General features: G+C 65.2%; 27 protein-coding genes. 16 read left to right on the top strand and 11 right to left on the bottom strand.

All coding sequences use genetic code 11. The features are described from left to right. Positions 1–10 precede the first annotated feature (10 nt). Positions 11–811, top strand: coding sequence for an SDR family oxidoreductase (locus tag P9220_RS17170; RefSeq protein ID WP_309766211.1), 801 nt, complete (start codon positions 11–13; stop codon positions 809–811). A gap of 29 nt (positions 812–840) precedes the next feature. Further along, positions 841–2,277: a dihydrolipoyl dehydrogenase gene (locus tag P9220_RS17175; protein WP_309766212.1), complete on the top strand. Its 1,437-nt coding sequence runs from the start codon at positions 841–843 to the stop codon at positions 2,275–2,277. Between the two features lie 69 nt (positions 2,278–2,346). Here the strand turns inward: P9220_RS17175 and P9220_RS17180 are convergent, their stop codons facing one another. The 3 genes from P9220_RS17180 to P9220_RS17190 all read right to left on the bottom strand — a co-directional run bounded on the left by P9220_RS17180 (position 2,347) and on the right by P9220_RS17190 (position 5,406). Next, positions 2,347–2,703, bottom strand: a complete 357-nt coding sequence (locus P9220_RS17180; RefSeq protein ID WP_309766214.1) for a hypothetical protein — start codon at positions 2,701–2,703, stop codon at positions 2,347–2,349. Between the two features lie 268 nt (positions 2,704–2,971). Next, positions 2,972–3,856, bottom strand: coding sequence for a 3-hydroxyisobutyrate dehydrogenase (gene mmsB, locus P9220_RS17185; protein ID WP_309766215.1), 885 nt, complete (start codon positions 3,854–3,856; stop codon positions 2,972–2,974). A 17-nt stretch (positions 3,857–3,873) separates the two neighbouring features. After that, entirely contained in the window at positions 3,874–5,406 is a 1,533-nt protein-coding gene (locus P9220_RS17190; protein WP_309766216.1) for a CoA-acylating methylmalonate-semialdehyde dehydrogenase, read from the bottom strand. A gap of 177 nt (positions 5,407–5,583) precedes the next feature. Here P9220_RS17190 and P9220_RS17195 point away from each other — a divergent pair, with 177 nt between their 5' ends. From P9220_RS17195 to infA, 6 genes are all read left to right on the top strand, one after another. Then, on the top strand, positions 5,584–6,546 hold the full coding sequence (locus P9220_RS17195) for a LysR family transcriptional regulator (protein WP_309766217.1): 963 nt from the start codon (positions 5,584–5,586) through the stop codon (positions 6,544–6,546). A gap of 218 nt (positions 6,547–6,764) precedes the next feature. After that, positions 6,765–7,745, top strand: a complete 981-nt coding sequence (locus P9220_RS17200; protein ID WP_309766218.1) for a M23 family metallopeptidase — start codon at positions 6,765–6,767, stop codon at positions 7,743–7,745. Further along, a complete protein-coding gene (locus P9220_RS17205; RefSeq protein ID WP_309766219.1) occupies positions 7,732–8,088 on the top strand; it encodes a hypothetical protein in 357 nt (118 codons plus the stop codon). Before P9220_RS17200 ends, P9220_RS17205 begins: the two co-directional genes overlap by 14 nt. Positions 8,089–8,164: 76 nt before the next feature. After that, entirely contained in the window at positions 8,165–8,602 is a 438-nt protein-coding gene (locus P9220_RS17210; protein WP_309766220.1) for a polymer-forming cytoskeletal protein, read from the top strand. A 143-nt stretch (positions 8,603–8,745) separates the two neighbouring features. After that, positions 8,746–9,723 carry a magnesium/cobalt transporter CorA gene (gene corA / locus P9220_RS17215; RefSeq protein ID WP_309766221.1) on the top strand — a complete coding sequence of 326 codons (978 nt, stop codon included), beginning with the start codon at positions 8,746–8,748 and terminating at the stop codon, positions 9,721–9,723. A gap of 533 nt (positions 9,724–10,256) precedes the next feature. Further along, a complete protein-coding gene (gene infA / locus P9220_RS17220; protein WP_309766222.1) occupies positions 10,257–10,523 on the top strand; it encodes a translation initiation factor IF-1 in 267 nt (88 codons plus the stop codon). 98 nt (positions 10,524–10,621) lie between these two features. Here infA and P9220_RS17225 read toward each other — a convergent pair whose 3' ends face one another. The 3 genes from P9220_RS17225 to zwf are packed head-to-tail and all read right to left on the bottom strand — an operon-like array spanning position 10,622 to position 13,881. Beyond that, positions 10,622–11,500 (bottom strand): HAD family hydrolase, encoded by an 879-nt coding sequence (locus tag P9220_RS17225; RefSeq protein ID WP_309766223.1) that lies wholly within the window; start codon positions 11,498–11,500, stop codon positions 10,622–10,624. Next, on the bottom strand, positions 11,497–12,321 hold the full coding sequence (locus P9220_RS17230; protein WP_309766224.1) for an ROK family protein: 825 nt from the start codon (positions 12,319–12,321) through the stop codon (positions 11,497–11,499). Before P9220_RS17230 ends, P9220_RS17225 begins: the two co-directional genes overlap by 4 nt. A gap of 27 nt (positions 12,322–12,348) precedes the next feature. After that, entirely contained in the window at positions 12,349–13,881 is a 1,533-nt protein-coding gene (zwf, locus tag P9220_RS17235; RefSeq protein WP_309766225.1) for a glucose-6-phosphate dehydrogenase, read from the bottom strand. A 183-nt stretch (positions 13,882–14,064) separates the two neighbouring features. On the opposite strand from zwf, the gene P9220_RS17240 reads away from it, so the two are divergent. The 6 genes from P9220_RS17240 (at position 14,065) to P9220_RS17265 (ending at position 18,476) form a co-directional block, all read left to right on the top strand. Beyond that, positions 14,065–14,949 (top strand): arylamine N-acetyltransferase, encoded by an 885-nt coding sequence (locus P9220_RS17240; protein ID WP_309766226.1) that lies wholly within the window; start codon positions 14,065–14,067, stop codon positions 14,947–14,949. Between the two features lie 71 nt (positions 14,950–15,020). After that, positions 15,021–16,667 (top strand): penicillin-binding protein 2, encoded by a 1,647-nt coding sequence (locus P9220_RS17245; RefSeq protein WP_309766227.1) that lies wholly within the window; start codon positions 15,021–15,023, stop codon positions 16,665–16,667. Positions 16,668–16,784: 117 nt separating this feature from the next. Then, positions 16,785–17,117 carry a hypothetical protein gene (locus P9220_RS17250; RefSeq protein ID WP_309766228.1) on the top strand — a complete coding sequence of 111 codons (333 nt, stop codon included), beginning with the start codon at positions 16,785–16,787 and terminating at the stop codon, positions 17,115–17,117. A gap of 23 nt (positions 17,118–17,140) precedes the next feature. Continuing rightward, positions 17,141–17,431 (top strand): hypothetical protein, encoded by a 291-nt coding sequence (locus tag P9220_RS17255; RefSeq protein WP_309766229.1) that lies wholly within the window; start codon positions 17,141–17,143, stop codon positions 17,429–17,431. A 283-nt stretch (positions 17,432–17,714) separates the two neighbouring features. Then, the gene (locus P9220_RS17260; protein WP_309766230.1) at positions 17,715–18,020 is read left to right on the top strand and encodes a hypothetical protein; all 306 of its coding nucleotides are present in this window, start codon (positions 17,715–17,717) and stop codon (positions 18,018–18,020) included. Between the two features lie 153 nt (positions 18,021–18,173). Further along, positions 18,174–18,476: a beta-xylosidase gene (locus P9220_RS17265; RefSeq protein ID WP_309766231.1), complete on the top strand. Its 303-nt coding sequence runs from the start codon at positions 18,174–18,176 to the stop codon at positions 18,474–18,476. A gap of 33 nt (positions 18,477–18,509) precedes the next feature. On the opposite strand, the gene P9220_RS17270 is transcribed toward P9220_RS17265, so the two are convergent. From P9220_RS17270 to P9220_RS17280, 3 genes are all read right to left on the bottom strand, one after another. Then, a complete protein-coding gene (locus P9220_RS17270; RefSeq protein WP_309766232.1) occupies positions 18,510–19,376 on the bottom strand; it encodes a formate/nitrite transporter family protein in 867 nt (288 codons plus the stop codon). Between the two features lie 93 nt (positions 19,377–19,469). Continuing rightward, positions 19,470–20,549, bottom strand: a complete 1,080-nt coding sequence (locus P9220_RS17275) for a HoxN/HupN/NixA family nickel/cobalt transporter (RefSeq protein ID WP_404980274.1) — start codon at positions 20,547–20,549, stop codon at positions 19,470–19,472. 142 nt (positions 20,550–20,691) lie between these two features. Next, positions 20,692–21,192: an OmpA family protein gene (locus P9220_RS17280; protein ID WP_309766234.1), complete on the bottom strand. Its 501-nt coding sequence runs from the start codon at positions 21,190–21,192 to the stop codon at positions 20,692–20,694. A gap of 294 nt (positions 21,193–21,486) precedes the next feature. On the opposite strand from P9220_RS17280, the gene P9220_RS17285 reads away from it, so the two are divergent. Together P9220_RS17285 and P9220_RS17290 are read left to right on the top strand one after the other, a co-directional pair. Then, positions 21,487–22,506 carry a fatty acid desaturase gene (locus P9220_RS17285; RefSeq protein ID WP_309766235.1) on the top strand — a complete coding sequence of 340 codons (1,020 nt, stop codon included), beginning with the start codon at positions 21,487–21,489 and terminating at the stop codon, positions 22,504–22,506. 12 nt (positions 22,507–22,518) lie between these two features. Then, a complete protein-coding gene (locus tag P9220_RS17290; RefSeq protein ID WP_309766236.1) occupies positions 22,519–23,334 on the top strand; it encodes a PhnD/SsuA/transferrin family substrate-binding protein in 816 nt (271 codons plus the stop codon). 2 nt (positions 23,335–23,336) lie between these two features. Here the strand turns inward: P9220_RS17290 and P9220_RS17295 are convergent, their stop codons facing one another. Continuing rightward, on the bottom strand, positions 23,337–24,362 hold the full coding sequence (locus P9220_RS17295) for a M48 family metallopeptidase (protein WP_309766237.1): 1,026 nt from the start codon (positions 24,360–24,362) through the stop codon (positions 23,337–23,339). Continuing rightward, a complete protein-coding gene (locus tag P9220_RS17300) occupies positions 24,359–25,462 on the bottom strand; it encodes a YjgN family protein (RefSeq protein WP_309766238.1) in 1,104 nt (367 codons plus the stop codon). The genes P9220_RS17295 and P9220_RS17300 overlap by 4 nt, the downstream gene beginning before the upstream one ends. Positions 25,463–25,689: the final 227 nt, after the last annotated feature.

Below are 25,689 nucleotides of genomic sequence, written 5' to 3' on the forward strand. Positions count from 1 at the left end.
AGGGACATCCATGCAAAAGGCACTCGCAGGCCAGATCGCGCTCGTGACGGGCGCGAGCTCGGGTATCGGCGCGGGCGTCGCGAAGGCGCTCGCCGAGGCGGGCGCGCACGTCGCCATCAACTATCACTCGCACGCGGAGCCGGCCGAAAAGCTCGCCGATGAAATTGCATCGCTCGGCGGCGAAGCGCTGCCCGTCGGCGCCGATGTCTCCGACGAAAACGACGTGGACGCCATGTTCGAAGCCGTCGTCGCACGCTTCGGCACCGTCGATATCGTCGTCGCGAATTCGGGCTTGCAGCAGGATGCCGCCTTCGCCGAAATGACGCTCGCCGACTGGCGCAAGGTCATCGATACGAATCTCACGGGTCAATTCCTGACCGCACAGCGCGCGGTGCGGGAGTTTCAGCGGCGCGGACCGCGCCCGGTGTCGAAGGCGCTCGGCAAGATCATTTGCATGAGTTCCGTGCACGAAGTGATTCCGTGGGCGGGCCATGTGAACTACGCGGCGTCGAAGGGCGGCATTCAGATGCTGATGAAGTCGCTCGCGCAGGAAGTCGCGCCCCAGCGCATCCGCGTGAATTCGATCGCCCCCGGCGCGATCCGCACGCCGATCAACCAGGAGGCGTGGGCATCGAAGGACGCGATGGACCGGCTGCTGACGCTCGTGCCGTACGGGCGCATCGGCGAAGTGGAGGACATCGGGCGCGCGGCGGTGTGGCTGGCTTCGGACGAGAGCGATTACGTCGTCGGCACCACGCTTTTCGTCGATGGCGGGATGACGCTTTATCCCGGCTTCGCGGGCAACGGCTGACGCGCGGCCGGCAACAGAACGGGAGTTCAATGCAAACGATCGAAGTCGATGTCGCCGTGATCGGCGCGGGCACGGCCGGCATGGCCGCGTTTCGGGCGGCGCGCGATGCAGGGGCGAGAGCCGTGCTCATCGAAAGCGGCGAACTGGGGACAACTTGCGCGCGCGTCGGCTGCATGCCGTCGAAGCTGCTGCTCGCCGCCGCGAACGGCTTGCACGATGCCCGCGGGCTTGAACCGCGCGGCATCGACGGCGGCGATGCGCTTCGTGCCGACTCAGCCCGCGTGATGGCTTACGTGCGGCGCGAACGCGATTACTTCGTGAGCGGCGTCATCGAGGAAACGCGGGAGTTCCCGGAAGGATCGCTGTTGCGCGGTCAGGCGCGCTTCGAATCGCCGGGACGCCTGATCGTCGGCGAACAGGTATGCGTCGAAGCGAAAGGCGTCGTCATTGCGACGGGCGCACGGCCAAGCATCCCCGACGAGCTGAAAGTATTCGGCGACAAAGTCATCACGAGCGACGATCTCTTCGAACTGCCCGCGCTGCCCAAGCGCATCGCCGTGTTCGGCGCGGGGCCGCTCGCGCTGGAACTCGGGCAGGCGCTCGCGCGGCTGTCGGTCGAAGTCTTCGTGTTCGGCAAGGGCGGCAGCGTGGCGGCGCTGTCGGATACGCCGGTACGCGATGCGCTGACTGCCGCTCTCGCGAGCGAGTTCTACTTCGATCCCGACGCCGATATCGACGCAATGTCGCTGGACAACGGTCAGCCGACGCTGCGCTTCACATCGCCCGAAGGCGCTGCGCGCACCGAACGGTTCGATCTCGTGCTGGCCGCCACGGGCCGCGCGCCGAACCTCGAGCCGCTCGCGCTCGATAAGGCGGGTATCGCACTGAACGACAAGGGCGTGCCGCAGTTCGACGAAACGACGATGCAGTGCGGCCGAAGCGCGATTTTCATCGCGGGCGATTGCGATGGCGCCCGTCCCTGGCTTCACGACGCCGCCGACGAAGGCAAGCTCGCCGGCGACAACGCCGCGCGCTATCCGGACCTGCAGGCGGTCAAGCGCAAGGTGCCGTTCTCGATCGTATTCTGCGAGCCGCAGGCGGTGATCGTCGGGGCATCGTACGACGATCTCGACAAGCAGATGACCGTGACCGGCGAAGCATCGTTCGAGACGCAGGGCCGAAGCCGCGTGATGCGCAAGAATCGCGGCCTGCTGCACGTCTATGCCGATGCCAGGACCGGCAAGCTGCGCGGCGCGCAAGGCTGCGGTCCCGCGATGGAGCATCTCGGGCATCTGCTCGCGTGGGCGATTCAACTGGAGCTGACACTCGACGACGCGCTCAGGCTGCCGTTCTATCACCCGGTCGTGGAGGAAGGCTTGCGCACCGCGTTGAAGGACGCCAACAGGAAATGCTACGAGGAACGCTCGGAGACACCGCCCCGATTGCCCGGCGCGGCGGGTTGCTGAATCGCCCATTCGAAAAAGAAAGGCCGGCTGAAAAGCCGGCCTTTGCCATTGCGATGCGTCCGCAACCGATCAGCCTCCGCTCAGTCCATATTGCAGCGCAAGGTCGAAGCCGAGCACGACCATCGAGCAGAAGAGGCCCAGCGACAGATTCGCCAGCCGATGACCGACGTCCTTGTGCCGCGTGAGCACGGCGCCCGCCAGAAACGCGATTTCAACGATGACCTGCATGGCGAATACAGCAATCATCAATGCGAACTCGTACCCCATCGCGTTGAAGTTGCTGAAGTTGAAGCCGTTCACCGCGACCCACGATCCCACTCGCCATGCTTCGTATGCCAATAAAAGCAACGGAAAGAAATAGCTGGCGACATAAGTCGGCACCGTAGCGTGCCGCAATTCCATGTTCAAGTGTCGTGTGACTTGCATCGCGTACTCCTCATCTGATAGCCCGAAAGGCCGGGCTTTTCGCCTGCATCGGTGACGCGCGTTGAGTCGCTTGACCCGGCGTTTAGCGAGACGCTTAATACAACGGGACACGCGCGTCGTGCTTTCAGAATAGGACAATTTTCGGGAAAGCGAATCATCGTATTCCCGATCAGTTCGACCACTAAGGCAGAGCACGAGACGTTGTGCAGTGCAACTTAATAAAACGGCTAGTTATCAGCGCACGTTTCGCACGCACGTGCGTGCCGCTTTAATGATTGCCATACAGCTTGATGATGCCTGAAAAGTCGAGTCTGCCGAGTCCCTGCTGACTCATCGACTGATAGAGCTGCTGCGCCAGCGCGCCCATGAAAACCGGCTGCCTGACGCCGCGCGCCGCATCGACGGCAAGTCCCAGGTCTTTCAGCATCAGGTCCGCGCCGAACCCGCCGCTATAACCGCGCGAGGCCGGCGCCGTTTCCACGATGCCGGGATACGGATTGCACGTGTCCGCGCTCCAGCAGCGCCCCGTCGACGTGTTGATGATGCTCGCCAGCTTCGCCGGATCGATGCCTAGCGTTTCGCCGAGCGTCATCGCCTCGGCGACGCCGATCATCGAGACCGCGAGCAGCAGGTTATTGCATATCTTCGCGATCTGACCGGTGCCCGTTTCGCCGCAGCGCACCATATTCTTGCCCATGCCGGCAAGCACCGGACGCAGCGTTTCGAAGAGCGCCTCGTCCGCGCCGACCATGAAGGTCAGCGTGCCCGCCTGCGCGCCGACGACGCCGCCGGACACCGGCGCATCCGCGAACGGATTGCCGTGCGCGGCCGCCGCTTCGCCGATGAACCTGGCGGTCGCGGGATCGATCGTGCTGCTGTCGATGAGCGGCACGCCCGCGCGAACGCCCGCGAGCACCCCGTCATCGCTCAGATAGACCGCCTTCACGTGCTGCGCGGCGGGGAGCATCGTAATCACGGCTTCCGCTTCCTGCGCCGCCGCGCGCGGCGACTCGGCGAGCGTTGCGCCCGCCGCTTTCGCCGCATCGAGCGCGGCTGCGGACAGATCGAAAGCGGTCAGCGCATGCCCCGCCTTCAGCAGATTCGCAGCCATCGGGCCGCCCATGTGGCCGAGGCCGATAAAACCGATTTGCATCGCCGTCTCTCCTGTTTTTATCGCAGCGCGATGGTCGTGTTGACGCCGTCGTTCACGGTGGCGTCGTCGAACCAGCGCGCCGTCACGGTCTTGGTCTGCGTGTAGAACTGCACGACCTGCTTGCCGTACGGACCGAGATCGCCGAGCTTCGAGCCGCGCGAACCGGTGAAGCTGAACGACGGCACGGGCACCGGAATTGGAATGTTGATGCCGACCTGGCCGATGTCGATCTCGCTCTGGAACTTGCGCGCCGCCGCGCCGCTTTGCGTGAAGAGGCCGACGCCGTTGCCCATCGGATTGCGATTGACGAGCGCGATGGCGTCATCGAGCGTCGCCGCTTCGAGCACGCATAACACCGGCCCGAAAATCTCGGTCTTGTAGATGGTCATGTCGGTCGTGACATTCGAGAAGATCGTCGGGCCGATGAAGTTGCCGTGCTCATAGCCCGATACCGCGATGCCGCGTCCGTCGAGCGCGAGTGTCGCGCCCTCTTCGACGCCTTTGTCGATGAGCCCGAGGATGCGTTCCTTCGCGGCCCGCGACACGACAGGTCCGAGGTCCGCGCCCGGCTCCGCGCCCGCGTTGACCTTGAGCGCGCGCGCCCGGTCGACCAGATCCGGCAGCCATTCCTTCGAGGCGCCCACGAGCACCACCACCGACGTCGCCATGCAGCGCTGGCCCGCCGCCCCGAAGCCCGCGCCCGCCAGCGCGTTGAGCGTTTGTTCCCTGTTCGCGTCGGGCAGCACGACGGCGTGATTCTTCGCGCCCATCATCGACTGGACGCGCTTGCCGTGCTGGCTGCCGAGGTTGTAGACGTGCGTGCCGACAGCCGTCGAGCCGACGAACGATATCGCCCTGATGTCGGGATGCGTGCAGAGCGCATCGACGACATCCTTGCCGCCGTGCACGACGTTCAGCACGCCCGGCGGAATGCCCGCTTGCATCGCCAGTTCGACGAGCTCCATCGTCGAAAGCGGGTCCTGCTCGGACGGCTTCAGCACGAAGGTGTTGCCGCACACGATGGCCATCGGGAACATCCAGAGCGGGATCATCGCGGGGAAGTTGAACGGCGTGATGCCCGCGCAGACGCCGATCGGCTGCCGCAGCGTGTACGTATCGACGCCGCCCGCGACGTTCTCCGCGAATTCGCCCTGTTGCAGCGTGCTGATCGAGCACGCGTGCTCGACTACTTCGAGCCCGCGGAAGATGTCGCCTTCGGCATCCGCGAGCGTCTTGCCCTGCTCGGCCGTCAGCGTCTGGGCGATGCGCTTCATGTTCTGCCGGATCAGGTCCTGCAGACGCAGCATGAGCCGCATGCGCGTGCCGAGCGGCGTCGTGCGCCACGTCTGATAAGCCTTTTGCGCAGCGGCGACGGCGGCGCTCACTTCGTCGGCCGTCGCGAACGGCACGCGGCCCACGACTTCCTGCGTCGCCGGATTGACGATGTCGCGCCACTCGCTCGTCCTGGAATCGACGAACTCGCCGTCGATCAGCAGCTTCGCGGTGCGGACGGACGCGCGCTGCGCCGGTTGTTCAGCAACGATGTTCACGGATGTCTCCCTGGTCGGAAAGCGTGCGCAAGGAAACGGAGAGGACGCGCGAAAGCGTCGGGGAGAATCGGGCGCGGCGTCTCCGTTATAGGTATCGGCCCGCTATTCGGCAGGCTCGTGCCTTTGAGTATAGTGATGCAAAAGTCTCGCAAGGCACTAGAAAAACACCCGATCGATATGCAAGAACGCCCGGCTTTCGACCCCGCCAGACTCAACTGGGACGACCTGCGCTACTTCCTCGAAGTCGCGCGAACGCAGCGCGCGAGCGGCGCGGCGAAGCGCCTGGGCGTGGATTACACGACCGTCGCGCGGCGCGTGCGTGCGCTCGAGGACGCGCTCGGCACCCTGCTCTTCGACAAGTCGCGCAGCGGCGGCTTCGTGCTGACGGCGGAGGGCCAGCGGCTGCTCGGTTTTGTCGATGCGATGGAAACCACGGTGCAATCCGCCACCGAGCAGATCGCGAATACGGGCCACGCGCTGTCGGGACACGTGCGCGTCGGTTCGACAGAAGGCTTCGGCTGCTTCTTCCTCGCGCCGCAACTCGCGCGCTTTCAGGACGCGCATCCGAACATATCGATCGACTTGCTGCCCGTGCCGCACTTCGTGAGCCTGTCGAAGCGCGAAGCGGATATCGCGGTGACGCTCGAGCGCCCCGAGCACGGCCAGTACGTCTATACGAAGCTCTGCGACTATCGGCTGAGGCTTTACGCGACGCCGGGATACCTCGCCGCGCACCCGCCGATCCGCACCGCCGACGACCTGCGCGGGCATCGCTTCGCGAGCTATATCGACGATCTCGCGTTCAGCCACGAACTGCTGTACCTGGAACGCGCGGTGCCGGGCGCGGTGTCGCACTGGCGCAGCACGAGCGCGATCGCGCAGTACCACGCGGCGCTCGAAGGCCGCTCACTCGCGATCCTGCCGTGCTTCATGGCCTCGCCCGATGCGCGGCTCGTGCCGGTGCTCGCCGATCGGATCGTCGTGACGCGCGCCTTCTTTCTCTCGTGCCGCGAAGACTTGCGCCGGCTGCGGCGCATCACCGCCGTGTGGGACTTCCTGCGCGCGGCGGCCGAAGTCAATCATGCGTTCCTCATGGGCGACGCGCCCAGCATGGGCTTCGCGGACATCGCGCCTGCGTGACGCTTACGCGCCCTCATCGCGCGTCCAACCTTTTTGACGTTGTTATCGCGGCCAAGTGTTTTAATGCCGCTTTCCAGCGATGTCTCGCACATCGCCACACGACGTCAACAACCGTTCCGTAATACTTTGATTCGCTATCCCGATCAATCGTCGATACCTCGCGGGATTCGCTTCGAATCCCGTGTCGTTCAACCCCGTCGACCGTTCGCCACCCGCTGATGTCGTTCGTCATCTGGTCCAGGCGGTCGGTCTCCAGCCAGCGCGTCCGCTTCGTCGAGGCGCGCACGGCGCGCGCCATCGCGGTGATCGCGCTGATCGCGCTTCTCATTGCCGCGCTCGCGCTCGGCATCGTCATCGGCACGATGTTCGCCCGCACGCATCTCGGCGAGAAGCAGGCGCTTGCCGCGCGGCGTTCGTTCGAGATCGAGCAGCTCGGCCGCATCGATGCCGATCTGAGCGCGCTCGCGCCGCGCGTCGCGGCGCTTTCGGCGCAAGTCGGCGAACTGCGCGACTTCGACAGCCGGCTGAAGGGCTCGCCCGGCAGCGGCACGGCATCCGGCGTGCACGACGTGCCGCCGCTGCCGGACAGCGAGGAATCCGCGACGGCGCTCGACGGCGCGGGCGGCCCGGAACTGCCGCCGCGCCTGTGCAATGCCGATCGCGCAAGCGCGGGTACGCCGGCGCAAAGGCTCAAGGCCGCGGAGAAGATCGTCGGATGTCTCGACGACACGCTCTCGCAGTTGCAGGGTCAGACGCTCGCCCACTACACCGCCTACATGGCGTTTCCCGGCCGCAATCCCGCGCCGGGTGCGCGCTACGGCTCGCCATACGGCAATCGCGTCGATCCGTTCACGGGCCACATGAGTTTCCATCCGGGACTCGATATGGTCGCGCCGACCGGCACCGCGATCCTCGCAAGCGCGGGCGGCCGCGTCGTGCAGGCAGGCGAGCGCAACGGCTACGGCAATTCCGTCGACATTCGCCATTCGAACGGCGTCGTCACGCGCTATGGCCATGCATCGCGCGTGCTCGTGAAGGAAGGGCAGTTCGTGATGCCGGGCGACGAAATCGCCGAAGTCGGCTCGACCGGCCGCTCGACCGGGCCGCATCTGCACTTCGAAGTCATCGTCGGCGGCGCACAGCTCGATCCGAAGCCCTATCTCTCGCTTTTCAGGCCCAAGCTCAATGCGCAAAGCTGATTCCAAACGCGCGTCGCTGAAGCTCACGCAGCATAGCTATTCCCTCACGCCCAAGCGCAACGCCGCCTACCTACCCGGCGTCATCGCCGCGGTTTGCGCGGTCGGGGCGCTCGTGGCGGCGGGGTTCGCGCTCAAGAACTCGCAGGACCAGTCGCGCAAGCTCGACGTGCTGTGCGCGCCGCCCGCCTCCGAACAGAAGCTGCAAGAGCAACTGACGCACGCGCAATTCGCGCTCGAACAGGAAGCCGCCACCCGCGCCGCGCTCGAGCAGCGGGTCGCGCAAGGCGCCGCGCAGATCGAACGATTGCAGACGGACCTCGCTTTCCTGAAGAAGCAACGCTGATTCCCCCCGGACAACCCGGTCGCGCCGCATGGCGTGGCCGTTCGAAGCAACTTTTATCGCATCGCAAGGACTGGCCATGTTTTCATCGAAGAAAGACTCGCAGGGCGTGAAGCCCGCCAAGCTCTCCACGCTCGTCGCACATAACGTGCATATCTCCGGCGACCTGGAATTCAGCGAAGGGCTGCGCATGGATGGTCAGGTGACCGGCAACGTCACCGGCCGCCCCGGCGACGAATCGCTCCTCGTCGTCAGCGATCAGGGCGCGATTCACGGCAACGTCAGCGCGTATGACGTCATCATCAACGGGCGCGTGGTCGGGGACGTGATGGTCGCGCATTTCGTCGAACTGCAATCGAACGCGCACGTTCACGGCAACATCTACTATCAGAAGCTGCGCATGGATGTCGGCGCGACGGTCGAAGGCAAGCTGACCAAGCTCGAATCGATGCAGTCGAGCCCGCCCGCGCTGCCGGCCGCGGAAGTCGTGCCCGCGCTCGATTACTCGGCAAGCTGAGGCGCGCGAATACCGCATCGGCATGGGAAGCCGAGGCCCGCTCAGCAAGCCGATCCGCTAAGATTCGACGATGACGACGCCGCTCGCTCTCGCCCGCCGGGCATGATGCGCGGCTCATTACATCGAGACGACAAGGGCGCCCCATGCTGGTCAATTGCGCGGCTTATCAGAACGGCCGGAAGCTGGCAGACGTACATATCGACGACATCAACGCGTATCGCGACCTGCCCGACTCTTTCATCTGGGTTGCACTGAAGGAACCGGGGCCGGGCGAACTCGCTCACATGGCGCATCAATTCGGACTGCATGAGCTCGCTGTCGAAGACGCACAGCACGGGCATCAGCGGCCGAAAATCGAGGAATACGGCGATTCGCTCTTCGCCGTGTTCCATACCGTCGAGTTCGATGAAGAAGGCGAGTTGCTCGTCGGCGAAATCAACGTGTTCGTCGGACGGAACTACGTGATCTCGGTGCGTAACCGCACGACGCAAGGCTTCCAGGAAGTGCGCAAGCGCTGCGAACGCGAGCCGCAACTGCTCAAGCACGGCCCGGCCTTCGTGATGTACGCGCTCGTCGATGCCGTCGTCGATCGCTATTTCCCTATCCTCGAGACGCTCGGCGCGGATCTCGACGAAGTGGAGGAGCGCATCTTCGAGCACAACGGTTCAGCGGCGTCGCGGGAGATCATCGAAGACCTGTATTCGCTCAAGCGCCGTATGACGCTCCTGCAGCATCACACCGCGCCTTTGCTGGAGGCGGTCAGCAAGCTCTACGGCGGGCGTCCGCCCGGCGTGTGCGCGGGCATGCAGGACTACTTTCGCGACGTGTACGATCATTTGCTGCGCATCGTGAAGACCATCGAAGGCCGCCGGGAAATGATCGTCACGGCGATTCAGGTGAACCTCGGCCTCATCGCGCTTGCGGAAAGCGAAGTGACCAAGCGCCTTGGCTCGTTCGCGGCGCTTTTCGCGGTCCCGACGATGATCGCCGGCATCTACGGCATGAATTTCCATCGCATACCGGAGCTGGACTGGAAGTATGGCTATCCGGCGTGCATCGCGGTGATGCTGATCGTCGACATCCTGCTTTACCTGCGCTTCAAAAGGGCAGGTTGGTTATAATGGCTCCTTCGATGCGAAGTCTGCATCGATTTTCGATCATTCATAGGGCATCGCGCGGGAACTCTTGCGCGGTATCGTCTGTCTAATCGGACATGTTTGCTGGAACCTATGCCTTGCAATTCGGCCCGTTGGCCGCACGTGGTAGCAACAGCAGACACGTTCACCCCTGCAGTCACGCATCACACCGCACGTTGGCGTCGTGCCGTCGCCTGATCATGCATCAGAGCGGTTGCCGCGCCAATCTCGCCGTCCCGGTCACGCCGGCCAGGGTTCGCCGCCTCGAGGCGAACGCAGTTGTTCCGGCCTATGCCGTCAAGCTCAGCACGAGCCTGAAATGAGACGTGGCGCGCTCGTTCAGTCGAGCGTGCCGGACCACGCTTTACATCGCTTCCGACGCATTGCAGCGACGATGCCTTCTGGCGCAGCCGCTCATGCCTCCATTCGCGAACCGGCGTCGTGTGCTGGCGAAGCGCGCGCAATGGACGTGAAACAGGCGAGCGCAGCACCCTACAACACCCTCAACAGGAGCTCACATGGCGAAAGAAGAACTCATCGAACTCGATGGCATCGTTGACGAAGTGCTCCCCGACAGCCGCTATCGCGTGACGCTCGACAACGGCGTCGTCGTGGGCGCGTATGCATCGGGCCGCATGCGGAAGAACCACATTCGTATTCTGGCCGGCGATCGCGTCACACTGGAACTGTCCGTGTACGACCTCACCAAAGGCCGCATCAACTTCCGTCACAAGGACGAACGCGCAGGCGGCGGCATGGCACGCGCACCGATGCGCCGGCGCTAACTCATCCGGCGTCGTTCGTCAGCATTAGCGTCCACCGCTGATCCGTTGGCCGGTCCGAAGTTTGGTCCGAAGCCCCGATCCGCGGCGGGCGGTTCCCCTCAGGCACGCGCCGCCAGCAGCGCGTCGATCCCCACGGCGAATCCATCGTCGTCATTGGTTGCCGATACCAGGCTCGCGCGGCTTTGCACGCCTTCCGACGCCTGCCCCATCGCAATCGACACCCCCGCAATCTCGAACATCGCGATGTCGTTGGTCATGTCGCCGAGCACGGCCACGCGTTCCAGCGGCACGTTCTTGCGACGCGCGAGTTCGCGCACCGCATCGCCCTTGTTGGCGAGCAGGTGGGTGATATCCAGGTAGTAGCTCTGCGAGCGCGCCGCGTTCGCGCGCCCTTCGAGGCGCGCCTGCAATTGCTGCTCGACGCGTTCGAGCAGCGGCGCATCGGCGGTCGAGCCGACGATCTTGTCGACCGCATCGAGATCCACGTCGTCGAAACGCTGCACGAGCACGCCGTCGTAGCCGACCGTGCGGCGCTCGCGCGGCACGTATGCGCCGTCCGGATTCGTCAGATACCACACGTCCCCAACGAACACCCACGCATCGACGCCCGCCGCGGCGAGCGCTTCGAGCGAGGCCTGCACCGCGTCGCGCGGCAGCTTGTGCGCGGCCAGCACTTCCCGCGTGCGCGGATCGACGAGATTGCCGCCGTTGTACGACGCGTAAGGCATGTCGACGGCAAGCGTCTCGACGATATTGCGCATGCCCGCCCCCGGCCGGCTGCTCGCGACCGTGAAGGCGACGCCCGCTTCGTGCAGCCGGCGCACCGCGTCCTTCGCGGCTTCGCTGATCGACTTGTCGGTATGAAGCAGCGTGCCGTCGCAATCCGATACGACGAGCTCCACGCGCGCGAGCGCCTCGAAGGCGGCGGCGCCGTCGCCGTTCACGCTATGCAAACCGTATTGGCCTTTGCCGTTCATGAGAGCGCTCCTTCGCGCTGATTGAAGTGAGGCAGTTGACGAGTCTCGCGCACCGAACGCGGATGCCACAGCTTCGCGCCGCCTTCGATGCCCGCCGCGTTCGACACGACAGCGACGTTCGGCGGCAGGTCGAACTTCAGATGCGCGGCGTTGCCCCCGCCGATCCAGAGTTTGTCGAAGTTCACGAGCGTCGCCAGTATGCCGATGATTTTCTCGACGCGCCTGTTCCAGCGCTTGTTGCCCGCCTTCTCGCGCGCCGCGTTGCCGATGTATTCGTCGTAAGTGCGCCCCTTCGATACCGGATGATGCGCAAGCTCCAGATGCGGCATCAGTTCGCCGTCGCGGAATAGCGCGGTGCCCGCGCCGGTGCCGAGCGTGAGGACCATTTCGATGCCGCCGCCTTCTATCGCGGCAAGGCCCTGCATCTCCGCGTCGTTGATCATCCGCGCCGGCACGCCGCCAAGACGCGCGGAGATCATGTCGGCGAGCGGGACGCGATACCAGTATTCGTTGCCCAGATTCGGCGCGGTCAGCACGACGTTGTCGCGCACGACGCCGGGAAAGCCGATCGAGAGATGCGTCGGCGGCTCCCCGGTAATCGGTGCGACGAGCGTCATCAGCGTATCGACGACGGCATCGGGCGTGGCGGGCTTCGGTGTCGGAACGCGCACGCGCTCGCTTTTCATCTCCCCGTCTTCCGACAGGACAGCGGCCTTCAACCCCGTGCCGCCGATGTCGATGGCCAGGATGCGGTCAGCCTTCGGCGCGCCCTTGGTCGTGGAAACGCGCGTCCTGTGCTTCGTTTTCGATTCCGTGCTCACGCTTCTTGTCCTCGGTCGAGAAAGAGTTCACTTCTTGCCGGCATCGTCCGTCAGCGAACGCCACGCGCGGCCGTCGGCGGCGAGCAGTTGGTCCGCGGCTTCCGGGCCTGCGCTGCCCGACGCATAGCCATGCACCGGCAGTTCGGCATCCGGATGCAGCACGCGATCCACCGCCGCCCACGCCGTCTCGATGCTGTCCGCGCGCTGGAACAGTGTCGGGTCGCCGAGCATGCAGTCGTAGAGCAGCGTCTCATAGCCGACATTTGCGCTTGCCGCGAAGAAGTCGCTGTAATCGAACGCCGATCGCACCGCGCCGATCTGCATCAGCGGGCCGGGCATCTTCACGTTGAAGTCGAAGCTCGTGCCGTGCCCGGGATCGATGCGCAGCGTGTAGACGTTCGGCGTCAGCGCATCGACGGGAGTATCGCGGAAAAGGCGGAACGGCACAGCTTTCAGCTGCACCGATATCTCCGTGCGCCGTTCCGTCAGCCGCTTGCCGGTGCGCAGATAGAACGGCACGCCCGCCCATCGCCAGTTCTCGACATGAACGCGCGCCGCCGCGTAGGTTTCCGTGCGGCTGTCCTTCGCGACGCCCGGCTCGTCCCTGTACGCCGGGCCGGCGGGTCCGGCTTCGTACTGGCCGAGCACGACGTCGTTCGCGGATAGCGGCTTGATCGCATCGAAGACATCGGCCTTCCTGTCGCGCACGCTTTCGGCGTCGAACGAATTGGGCGGCTCCATCGCGACCATGCCGAGCAACTGGAACAGATGATTCGGCAACATGTCGCGGAATGCGCCCGTCTGCTCGTAGAAGCTGCCGCGCCCTTCCACGCCGATGGTCTCCGCCGCCGTGATCTGCACGTGGTCGATGTACTCGCGCCGCCACACGGGTTCGAACATCGCGTTGGCGAAGCGCACCGCGAGAATGCTCTGCACGGTGTCCTTGCCGAGAAAATGATCGATGCGATACACCTGCGATTCCTCGGCATGCGCGAGGATGCAGCGGTTCAGCTCCTTCGCGGAGGCGAGGTCCGTGCCGAACGGCTTTTCGATCACGAGCCGCCTGAACGCGCCGTCCTTCTGTTCGAGCAGGCCGGTGCGGCCGAGCCGTTCGGCGATCGGCGCGAAGAAGCGCGCGCTCACCGCCAGATAGAACACGACATTGCCGCTCTGCTGCTGCGCGAGCCGTTCCTTGAGGCGCGTGAAGGTCTCGTCGTCGGCGAACTCTCCCGCGAAGTATTCGAGCTTTTGCGCGATGCGGTTCCACGCATCGTCGTTCAGCTCCGATGTGTGGAAGGTGCTGGCCTTGTCGGCGGCGAACTTGCGCAGCGCCTGGGTCAGTTCATCGCGCCATTGATCGGTCGCCCGCGCGCCATGATTGACGCCGATGATCCGCATGTCGTCGTCGAGCAGTCCCTGAGCCGAGAGGTTATAGAGCGCGGGCATCAGAAGCCGCCTGGTGAGATCGCCCGCAGCGCCGAAGATGACCAGCGTGCAGGCGGGCGCGCGCCGCCTCGTCGATGGTTCCGAATCGCTCGACTGTTTCACGTCATTTGCCATGAACTGGAATCCTCATCCGTTGGGCTGAAGCTGGAAAGACTCTCGCCGATGCGGCACAGTTCAATCGAGCGTCGTGTCTTTCGGCATGCGCGCTTCTTTGTATGCTTTCTGTAATTTCACGCCTTTCGTGTCGTAAAATGTCCGCGCTCACGGACGACGCGTCGCAATTCACCGCTCACTCACATGAATGCAACCGACACTTCCATCGACTTGTCCGCTTACTTCGCACGCATCGGCTATCGCGAGGAAGAACGTCCCGCGCCGACGCTCGACACTTTGCGGGCGCTGCATCTGCTTCATCCCCAGGCGATACCGTTCGAAAATCTCGACGTCCTGCTCGGCCGTCCGGTGCGGCTGGATCTCGCGTCGCTGCAGCGCAAGCTCGTGAGCGAGCGGCGCGGCGGCTACTGCTACGAACACAACCTGCTTTTTCGCAGCGTACTCGAAGCGCTGGGTTTTCGCGTCCGAAGCTACGCGGCGCGCGTGCTGTGGGGCCGCGCCGATACCGCGATGCCGCCGCGTTCGCACATGCTGCTGGTCGTCGATCTGGACGAAGGCGCGTTCGTCACCGATGTCGGCTTCGGCGGCATGACGCTGTCCGCGCCGCTCGCGCTCTCGAGCGGACTGGAGCAGATCACGCCGCACGGCGCGTTTCGCCTCGAGCGCATCGAGCCGGGCGCCCGGCTGCCGCACTATCGGCTGGATGCGCTGATCGAGGGCAAGTGGACGCCTGTCTATCGCTTCGACTTCGATCCGCAATACGACATCGACTACGAGATGTCGAACCACTTCGTCTCGACGTATCCGCAATCCATCTTCGTGCATAACCTGCTTGCCGCCCGCCTTGCGCCGGGTCGCCGGTACGGCGTGTTCAACCAGCGCTTCTCGTCTCACGACGATCACGAAGGCACGACGCATCGCGAATCGTCCACCGTGGCCGACCTGCGCCGCACGTTGAGCGAAGAGATCGGCATCCATCTGCCGGATGCGCCCGATTGCTCGAATCCCGTTTCCCCCGCCGATCTGGACGCCGCGCTCGCGCGGCTCGCTGCATCCGGTCCGGCCTGATCCCACTCGATCGATGTTCAGAAAAAAAAACAACCGGCGGCCGCGAGTTCCACACGCATCACCGCAGCACGATGCTCGGAAGCCGCCTGCCCGCCTGGCGTTCGCGGCTCGTCTTCGCCGGCGTGACGGCGGCGTTTCTCGCGCTCGCCGGGCGCGCGATGTGGGTCCAGGTGGTCGACCACGAGTTCTACATCGGCGAAGGACAGAAGCGCTATCAGCGCACGCTCGCGCTCGCGGCGACCCGCGGACGCATCGTCGACCGGCACGGCGCGATGCTCGCCGTGAGCCTGTCCACGTACGAAGTGTGGGCGAACCCGAAACGCTTCGACGGCGCGCGCAACGACGACATTGCCCGGCTGCTCGGCATGCCGCCGCGCGAGCTTGCGCGGCGTCTCGACACCGATCGCCGCTTCGTGCTCCTCAAACGTCAGGTCGAGGCGCAAGCCGCCGAGCACATCGCCGAAATCGGGCGCGCGGGCGTCACGCTCGTGCCGGATACGAAGCGCTTCTATCCCGAGGGCGAATCGGCGGCGCATGTCGTCGGCTTCACGGATAACGAGGACAAGGGCCAGGAAGGCGTCGAACTGGCCGCCGATGCGCGTCTCGCCGGCGAAGCGGGTCAGCGCGAAGTCATTCGCGATCGCCTGGGGCGCGTCGTCTTGCAGATCGGCGAGACAGACTTGCCGCAGAACGGCGAAACGATTCAGCTGACCATCGACCGGCGCATCCAGCAGCTCGCGCATTCGCAACTGAAGACGGCGATCGCGAAACATCGCGCGCGCGCGGGCAGCGTCGTCGTGCTCGATGCGAAGAACGGCGAAGTGCTCGCGCTCGCGAACTATCCGAGCTTCGATCCGAACGACCGCAGCCACCTCACCGGCGAGCAGTTGCGCAATCGCGCGCTGACGGATACGTTCGAACCCGGCTCGACCATCAAGCCGCTGGTGGCGGCGCTCGCCATCGATCTCGGCAAGGTGCGGCCGGACACGCGCATCGATACGGCGCCCGGCACCATGAAGATCGGCCCGAACGTGATTCACGACACGTCGAATCACGGCGTCATCACCGTGTCCGAAGCGGTGCAGATGTCGAGCAACGTCGCGCTGACGAAGCTCGCGCTGCAACTGCCCGCGCAAACCATCTGGGACAAGTATCGCGAATACGGCATCGGGCGCGCGCCGGAGCTCACGTTCCCCGGCGCGGCGACGGGACGGCTGCGCTCGCCCGAGCGATGGAAGCCCATCGAGCAGGCGACGATGGCCTATGGCTACGGCCTCTCCTTGTCGCTTCTGCAGATCGCGCAGCTCTACACGCCTTATGCCGGCGATGGACACTTCCACGCGGCCACGCTCATTCACGGCGAGAAACGGCGCGAGAGCGTGCCCGTCGTCAAGCCCGCGACCGCCGCCGCCGTGCGCAACATGCTCGAGATGGCGATGGGCCCGAACGGCACCGGACGCGCCGCCGCGGTCGAAGGCTATCGCGTCGGCGGCAAGACCGGCACGGCGCGCAAGCAAATCGGGCGCGCGTATGCGGCGAACAAGTATCGCGCGTCGTTCGTCGGCATCGCGCCGATGAGCGATCCTCGCGTGATCGTCGCGGTGATGATCGACGAGCCGTCGGGCGGCACGTACTACGGCGGAACGGTCGCGGGTCCGGTCTTCTCGGGCATCGTCGGCGCGACGCTGCCGCTGCTCGGCATCCCGCCCGACGCGTGAAGACGGATGAAGCGCGAACACAGGCGGGCGCGGACGTTGCTGCGCAAGCTGTCCGAACTGTAAAGACGCTGTGCTCTAATCACGCGATCCGCCTGCCAACACGACAACGGGAAGACCATGAAAAAACTCATCGCGGCCCTCGCGCTGCCCATGCTCCTCGCGGCTTGCGGCCGCTTTCACAACGCCGATGCCGGCCAGCCGGAAGTCGATACGGCATCGACGGAAAACAAGGTCAGCAGCATCGTCCAGTGCATTGCCGACGAAGCGAAGAAACACAACGCCACATTCAAGCAGACGGCAATTCCGCAAGGCGCGATGCTCGAATTCGGCGATTCGAACGTCATCAAGGTTCGTTACGACAACGGCCAGACGGTGTATCGCTTTTATCCGGGCGAGCGCCACGCATCGAACCTCTGGCTCGAAGGCGCGGGCAAGAAGTGCGCGCCGTGACGTCGCACGGAGCATAGAACCGCATGCGCTCCACTAAAGCCATCCATGCCGTCGAACGGCTCAAGACCCGCAGCGGCAATCCGCACTACGCGGCCGTCAGCATGCCGGGCGGCTACTTCTATCTCATCGAACGCTCCGCGCAAGGCGCGAGCAAGCTCTGCGACCCGCTCCCGATGGACGACTTCATCGCGTTCGTCGACGCGCGAGAGCCGGCCAGGCCGCGCAAGGTCAGCAAGCTCGATCAGGCGATGGAAGCGCAAATCGGACGCAGCGGAAAGCGCGCGGACCGGCCGCCATCCGATGAAGACGAATGAGGCGATGCGCCGCCGGGTGGCGCATCGCAGCATCGAAAGAAGCGCGCCGCGGCATTAAGTGTGCGTTGACAGACGGAGCCACATGGGCCCCGTTGCGTACATTTTGCTCAACGGTCGTACCTTTGATCGACAAAGACTCAAAGACAGCACAACGGTCACGATCGTAAAGATAACGAGCAAGGGCCGCCTGCGACGATTCATCAGAAATCGCGCGGGTGAAACGGGGTGCCCGCCGGCGTAACGACGAAGAGCGTGCGCCGCGCGGCTGAGAGGAAGACCAGCGATGAAGAAGAAAAAGAGCGAGGCCACGGGCAGCCTGTTGCCGTCGGCTTTGGCGGATGTCGAACTTCAGCATATCGAGCGCGCGGTCGCGCAGCTTCGCACAATGAACAATCAGTCGCCGGGCGCCCTCAACGTCGAATACTGGCGTGAACGGCTCGCGGCCGTGGTGAACGGCTATGCGCTCGTGCCGGCGCAGAAGCAGCGCATCGAAGCGCTGCGCCTCGCGCTCGACGCCATGCGAAGCACGCCACGCGACGGCGGCAGCCGCAAAAGGACGACCAACAGGCTTTGGGCGAAAGCGGCCTGAAGCCGGCCGCTTTCGCCACTCGCGCCGCGGCGCGATCCCCGATCCTCACGCGCGAGACATGCCGCGCGTGCTTGCACTACCCGGCAGGCGAATCGGCGTCAGGCATCGTTCGTGCTCGACTGGACACTCCTATGAGTCACGCCTGGAGGCGCCATGTCCGTCACGTCACATCGAATCGCCGCCACTCTTTTCGCGTGCGCTGCCGCCGCATTCGGCACGGCCAGCCACGCCCAGATCACGCAGCCTGCGGGTTCCGACCAGCAGGAGAGCCGCACGTCGGATTCGACGGGCCGGGCCAATCCGTCGGGAACGGTGGTGCATGAATCGCAGCGCCCGCAATCGAAGGATGCCGCCGGCAAGGCGCGCGGCGCGACCGTCGGCAAGGAACACAAGACCGACGGCGCAGGCGGATTCAACAACGGCCTGTACGGCACCGGCGCGGGCAACAACAAATAACCCGCACCGCAGCTCGCGGGCCGATCCCGGCGTTCAGTCCGCGTGATGCGACGACCCGTTGATCTCCGGCGCGATGGCCGCGTGATTGACGATCGCCACCAGCGACACGCCGCCGATCACATTGCCGATGAACGTCGGCAGCAGGAACACGAGGAAGTAGTCGGAGACGCTGTGCGCGCCGGTCATCACCGCATATGCCGATTCCACCGATCCCGCGATCACGTGCGACAGCTTGCTCACGGCGACGGTATAGGTGACGAGCAGGATCGTGAGAAGCCGCGCCGACCGCGCGCTCGGCAGCAGCCACACCATCAGCGCGATCAGCCAGCCGGCGAACATCGCGCGCACGACGGTCACGCCGAAATCGCCTGAGAACGGCGCTTTGGCCACCTTCGCCAGCGCTTCTGTCACCTCCGGAGAAAATACGCCGGGTATCTGCAACAGGCCGGCGAAGATCACGGTGCCGATCAGGTTGAAGAAGATCACGATGCCCCATAGCCGGAACGTCTTGCCGAGCGTCTTCAGGTCGCGCCGCACGAGAACGGGCAGCACCGCCGTCAGCGTGCTTTCGGTGAAGAGCTGCTGGCGTCCGAGGATGACGAAGACGAAGCCGATCGTATAGCCGAAGCTCGCGACGAGGCTGCGCCAGCTCGTGTCCGGCAACTCGCTTTCGAGAATGGACTGAACGAGGAACGAGAAGCCCATCGAAAGGCCGGCGGCGAGCGCGGACCACATGAGCGCGGCAAACGTGCGCTCCATCGCGGCTTCGCCCTCTTCGCGCACGATCTCGTGAATCACGAGCGCGTGCGGCGTCGAATGCTCGGCGGCCTGTTCGCGTTCGTCGCGGTCGAGGTGAGGTGACTCTTTTCCCGCGGACGGGTTCTTGTCCGGCTCTGCCATGATCGTTCTCCGTGAAGGCCGCCCGATGCGGGATCGATGGGCGGCAGGCGCACGGTGACAGCAGGAACGATGCCCGTGTAACGGAAACGTCAGTCAGCGCGCGTTGACGGCGTCCTGCGCATCGTAGCCGCGCCATTTATAGATGAGCGCCGACACGAGCCAGCAGGCCGCGAACAGCCCGACGATCGCATAGCCGAGCGCGCCGAAGTGCTCCGAGAGCATCGCGGCGACATCCCATAAGCCGCCTTTGAGCTGAAGCCGATCTGCGATCAGGCCGAGCGCCTCGACGCCCCCGACGAACACGGCGATCACGACGGACACGAGCGTGACCGTCAGGTTGTAGTAGAGCTTGCGGACCGGCTTCGTGAAGGCCCAGCCGTACGCGCCCAGCATGAGCATGCTGTCGGCGGTATCGATCAGCGACATGCCCGCCGTGAACAGCACCGGAAACACGAGGATCGACCACACCGGCAAGCCGCGCGTGGCCTCGGACGCCGCGATGCCCATCAGGCCGATTTCCGTGGCGGTATCGAAACCGAGTCCGAACAGGAAGCCGAGCGGATACATGTGCCAGCTCTTGCCGACCAGTCCGAATAACGGACGCGCGATGCGCGCGAGCGGGCCGCCGGCGATGGCGAGCGTGTCGGCATCGTCCCGGGCGATGGCGTCGCCGCGACGCACGCGCCGGAACGCACGCCACACGCCGCGCAGCACGAACAGGTTCATCGCCGCGATGGCGAAGAGAAAGAGCGCGGACACCGACGTGCCAATCAGCCCGCCGATCTCGCGAAACGACGCGAAGCGCTCCTGCACCGCGAGCGCGGTCGCCGCGATGAGCGCCGTCGCCAGCACGACGACCGTGGAATGACCGAGCGAAAAGAAGATGCCGACGCCGAGCGGCCGCTTGCCCTGCTGCATCAGCTTGCGCGTGACGTTGTCGATGGCGGCGATGTGGTCGGCGTCGACGGCATGACGAAGCCCCAGCGAATACGCGAGCATCGACGTGCCGAGCAGCAGCGGATAGTGACGAAAGGCGACGAGCGCCCAGACCCAGGCGAGGATATTGAACGCGACGAGCCCGGCGAGGAGGCGCATCGACCGGCGCGGCAGCCGGGGCGTGACGGAAGGATTCGGAGAACGTGACGCGGTGCCGGGTTCGGGAGGTCGGGCCATATGCGCGCGGACTTGAGCGGAGGGTCAGAGAATACCCTGCTTCGGTCTCCGGCCAATATTGGCGCCCGCCAAAAGCGAGATCGCCCGGCCGCCGCGAGCAATGCGACGGCCGGGCGACCGGACGATTCGGCAACGAGACCGCTTACTTGCCCATGATCGTATCGACCGATTCGCCGATGATCACGATTTCCGTGCGGCGATTGCGCGCGCGGCCTTCGTCGGTGTCGTTGCTCGCGACGGGACGGTCGTACGCCAGGCCCTTGTAGTTGATGCGAGCAGGATCCACACCCTTGGCCGCGATGGCCCGCGCGACCGTCTCGGCGCGCTCCTGCGACAGCGTCTGGTTGTACGCGTGATCGCCGATGTTGTCGGTATGGCCTTCGACCAGAACCGGCTTCTTGCTGCGCTGGATCAGGATGGCCGAGCGGTCGATGGCGGCGGCGGAACCGGCGCGCAATACGGACTTGTCGAAGTCGAACAGCACCTTCTCCGGCAGACGGACATCGACACCCTCTTCCGTCTTCGTCACTTCGATGCCGGCCGCGCGGTTCAGCGCTTCCTCGTTCGTGCGGTTCAGGCCGGAACAACCCGTCAGCACGGAAATGGCGGCCACGCAGGCGCTCATAGCCATCAGCTTATTCAACTCTTTCTCCTTGCTCATGAAATTGGCGTCGCGGACAGCATCGCCGCGGCCGTGACTGCATCACGTTGGCATGTCTAACGATCGACCGATGTCGGCATGTTCCGGATGCGCTTACTCAAAGCGGCCAAAGGTATAGCACGGGCGTCCGGTTCACTTTGTCAACATTTGCAAACTCCGGGTCCGCGCGTGGGACGCCGCGCCTTTCCCTTCGCCGCGAAAAACATAGGCCGATTCGTTCGTTGGGCGAATGAGCGCGCGCGGCTAACATGGCCCTTCCGCTGAACAGAGCCCGCCATGCCACGCTATCTCGACGACGCACAACGCGATGCAATCCAGGATCGGCGCGCGTCGTGGCGCTGGCGCAGCGAATGGCCGACGTGGCTCGTGATCGTCGCGGTACATGGCGGCTGGTTCGCGGTCGCGATCAACGCGCGCGCGCTCGGCCTGCCGCTCGCGCTCGGCCTGCTGGCGGTGCTGTCCTGCTGGTACATGTCGCTGCAGCACGAGTTGCTGCACGGTCATCCGACGCGCTGGCCGTTCGTCAACATGCTGTTCGGCATCGCGCCGCTCGCGGTGTGGTTCCCGTACGCGGTTTATCGCGACTCGCATCTTCGCCATCACGACGATGACCATCTCACCGTTCCCGGCCGCGATCCGGAAAGCTATTACGTCACGCCCGAGCAATGGGAGAACGCCGGTGCGCTGCTGCGGGCCGCGATTGCCGCGCGCAACACGTTCGCGGGGCGCATGCTGATCGGCCCGTGGTTTTCGATCGCCGCGTCGTGGCGCGAAGCGGCGCAGGCGCTTGCGACACGGCAATGGCGGATCGTCGGAAGCTGGGCCGTTCACGCGCTAGCGCTCGCCGCGCTCGCATGGTGGCTCGATGCGCGATGCGGCATTCCGTGGCGCGCGTTCGTTTTCGGCGTCGGCTACGCGTCACTCGCGCTGGCTTCGGTGCGATCGTTTCGCGAGCATCGTGCAGTCCATGACGAGCGCGAACGCACGGTCATCAACGAGGCTGCGTGGCCCTGGCGGCTGCTCTTTCTCAACAACAACTATCACGCGGTGCATCACGACTTGCCGGGCGTGCCGTGGTACGGCCTCGGCGAGCTGTATGCGCAGCGGCGCGAGGCGTATCGGGTGAATAACGGCGGGTTCGTCGTGCAGGGATATGGCGAGTGGCTCGCGCGGCATGCGTTCACGAAAGCGGCGTCGCCGGTGCATCCGTTTGCGGGCGATGCCGGCGTGCACGCCCCCGCGCGGTTTCGGCGAGGCCGTGGCGAACTCGGTACGATGCAGTCTCCTTCCGCCTGATTGCCCGCCTTCATGCAGTGGATCGCCGCCTTGCCGATGTACAACGTCGCGCCCGCTCTCGCGGACGACTGGCGCACCCTGCTCGACGCCGTGCTGACGCGCGTTTCGCCGTGGCTCGATGCGCGCGGCGATACCGTGCAGATCGTCGATCCCGGCGCGGATCTCACCGCCTTCTGGCTGCGTGACGATGTGCTGCTCTCGCAGACCTGCGGCTATCCGCTGCTGCATGCGCTCGACGAGCGCGTTCAGCTCGTCGCGACGCCCGCGTTCGATGCGCCCGGCTGCGAGCGCGGCGGCTATCGCAGCGTGCTGGTGGCCGGCGCGCACGTCGGCGCCTCGTCGCTCGAAGCGTGCCGCGAGCTGCACGCTGTCTATAACGATGACGATTCCAACAGCGGCATGAACCTGTTCCGCCACGCGGTCGCGCCGTTCGCATCGAACGGACGGTTCTTTTCGGCGGTCACGAAGAGCGGCGGGCATCTGGCGTCGCTGCGCGCGCTCACCGTCGAGCGCTCGGGCGATGTCGCCGCCATTGATTGCGTCACGCTCGCGTTCGTGCGGGCGCATCGGCCGGAACTCGCGGCGGGCATCCGCGAGATCGGGTTCACGGCGAGCGCGCCTGCCTTGCCGTTCATCGCGTCGAAGCGCGTTGCGCAACCCATCGTCGATGCGCTCGCCATCGCGCTTTCCGATGCAGTCGCGGAAGACGGCGAGTTGGCGAAGCGGCTGATGCTTCGCTCAATGCTGCGCTTACCGCAAGCGGATTACGCTTGCATCGACCGATACGAGCGCGAGTCGATCGAGCTTGGGTATCCGCGGCTCGCGTGACTTCACGGCGCGCACATCTTCGAAATCGCCCGCCATTGCGCGTCGCTCATCGCGTCGTCGCCGGTCGATGAACCCTGACTGTCACGCACGCGGTCATCGGTGCGGGGATGATCGGACAGGAACGGCGGCAGCGCGAATTCGCCCTCGCGCTTTGTCATCGACATCAAAAAGGCGGCGAGGCCGTCGCTGCGCAGACCCGCTGCATGCAGATAGGCGATGCCCCGCGCATCGGCGGCGCGCTCCGCCTCGCGACCGTACGATAGCGTCAGGAAGTGGCCCGCAATCGACGAAACATCGCCGTATCCGATGTCCACGCCGAACATCGTCGCGACGGCGCGGATGCCGAGCTGGCGCATCGCGCCGGTCAGCGGATCGCGGTTCGCGATGTGCGCCGTCTCGTGCGCGAGCACGCCCGCAAGCTGGTTGGCGTCGCTCGCATGATCGATCAGCCCCTTCATCACGACGATGCGCCGCCCCGGCAGCGCGAACGCGTTGATCTGATCGTCGTCCACGACGATCACGCTCACCGGACGAGCGATACCCGCCGCACGCGCAAGGCGGGCTTCGAGCGCGCTCAAGGCCGCCTGGCCCGCAGCGCCCTCGCAAACGCGGTTCGTGCTCGTGAGCGCGGCTTGCGCGGCATCGCCCAAGTGGGCTTCCACCGAGAGCGGGACCAGCTTCACGGCCAGCGACGGGTCGCGCACGAACGCCGCGCCCGCCGCCAGAAAAGCGAACACGACCGCCATCGACGCGACCCACGCCACGTGGCGCGGCCGGGCACGCCGGCGCGGCAGTTCGGACGGTAACGCGGCGCAATTGGCCAGCACGCGGCCCGGCTCGCCCTTGCACCACAGAGCGACAACGCCGTCCGGGTTCGGATCGCCACTGTGCATCGCGTGCAGCGGCCAACGCGCGTGCTCGCGTCCGGTCCCTTCATCGACGATGACCATGCATCCATCGTCGATGCGCAAACTCCCGCGATGCTCGGCGCCGCACTTGCCGTCGAAGAAGCGGACCGTCGTCTTCACAGCACCGCGCCGTGATCGAGCGCGTTCAGCATGCCTTCGCCCGCCGCGGGCGCGCGCAGCGTGGTCTGATGCAATGCGGCCGGATCGATTTCGCCGGCGACGAACAGCGTCGTGGCGGCAAAGCGCAAGCCGCGATGCAGGGCGATCGGATACCCGAGGCCAGCCGTCACCGCGAGAATGGCCAGGTTGCCCAGCACGAGGCGCATGACGCGAAACGCGGTCACACGGCTTTCGAATCGCAGTGCGCCGAACGTCGTGTTGGCCGCCACGTGGCGGGACAGGCTCGCGAAGTAAAAGCAACTCATCACCCACGAACCGATGATGAACAGCACCAGGACCACGCCGCCCATAAAAATGCCCGCCAGGACCGCGAGATAGAGGCCGCCGAGGGAATCGTGCGATTGCTGAATGAACGTCGCGACCGGCCAGACGATCAGCAGGCCGAGCGCGGCGGCGAGCGCAAGGGAGCCAAGCAATGCAATGAGAAATGCGCCGTAGACCTTGCCGGCCTGCCCCTGAAAACTGAAGGACTGGTCGCCGAAGCTGCTTGCGTTGATGCGGCTTTCGAGGAGCCGCATCGTCACCCAGGGCACCAGTTGGTAAAGCGTCACGACACAAAGCAGCGCGTACAGCAGCGACTTCAGCCCGTACGCGAACGCCGATCCGGTCATCCCGCCGCGAATGCCGCGCCAGACCGTGCGGCTCAGTCGATACCGCTCCGCACTGTAATACGCGCCGAGCGCCAGGACGAAGACGACCACATAAAGGACGAACACAGGCAGCGACGCAACCACCGCGCTGCCGGTGGCGGCCTTCAGCACGCCGCCGACGATCAACGCCGCCACGCTCGCACCGACCAGCACGGCGCCCGCGAGAAGAAAGCCTCGCAACAGCTCGCCGCCGGTGCCGGTGTATTCGAATCGTTCATCCTGAAAGCGCACATGCGACCACACATAGCGGCGCATATTCGTGACGCCCCAGAACCGATAAATTCCCAGCGTGATAATGCTCAACAGCAGATTTTTGAAGTAGACGGCGTACATATCGCCGAGATCCCCGTCATAGGTCAGGGCAGGACGCATTTCGTTTGGCGTGCTCATTGTCCGAATCCTTCGTTGTTGTTTTGATCGGCGGCCCGTCGGGAATAGTGCTTGCAACTCCTTAGGGGACAGACCGCGGCGCGGATGTATATCACGGGCTGCATTCGGCACTTGTCAATAATTGCCGCACGCGCCTCGCACACCGCGCCCGGCCTCGGCCGGTCCCGGCAGACTTCCCGGACTTTCGGCACAATCGGGTTTTCCCGCGCGTAGCCGCGTTCGCCGTG

It is taken from the genome of Caballeronia sp. LZ016, from assembly GCF_031450805.1.
Lineage (GTDB): Bacteria > Pseudomonadota > Gammaproteobacteria > Burkholderiales > Burkholderiaceae > Caballeronia.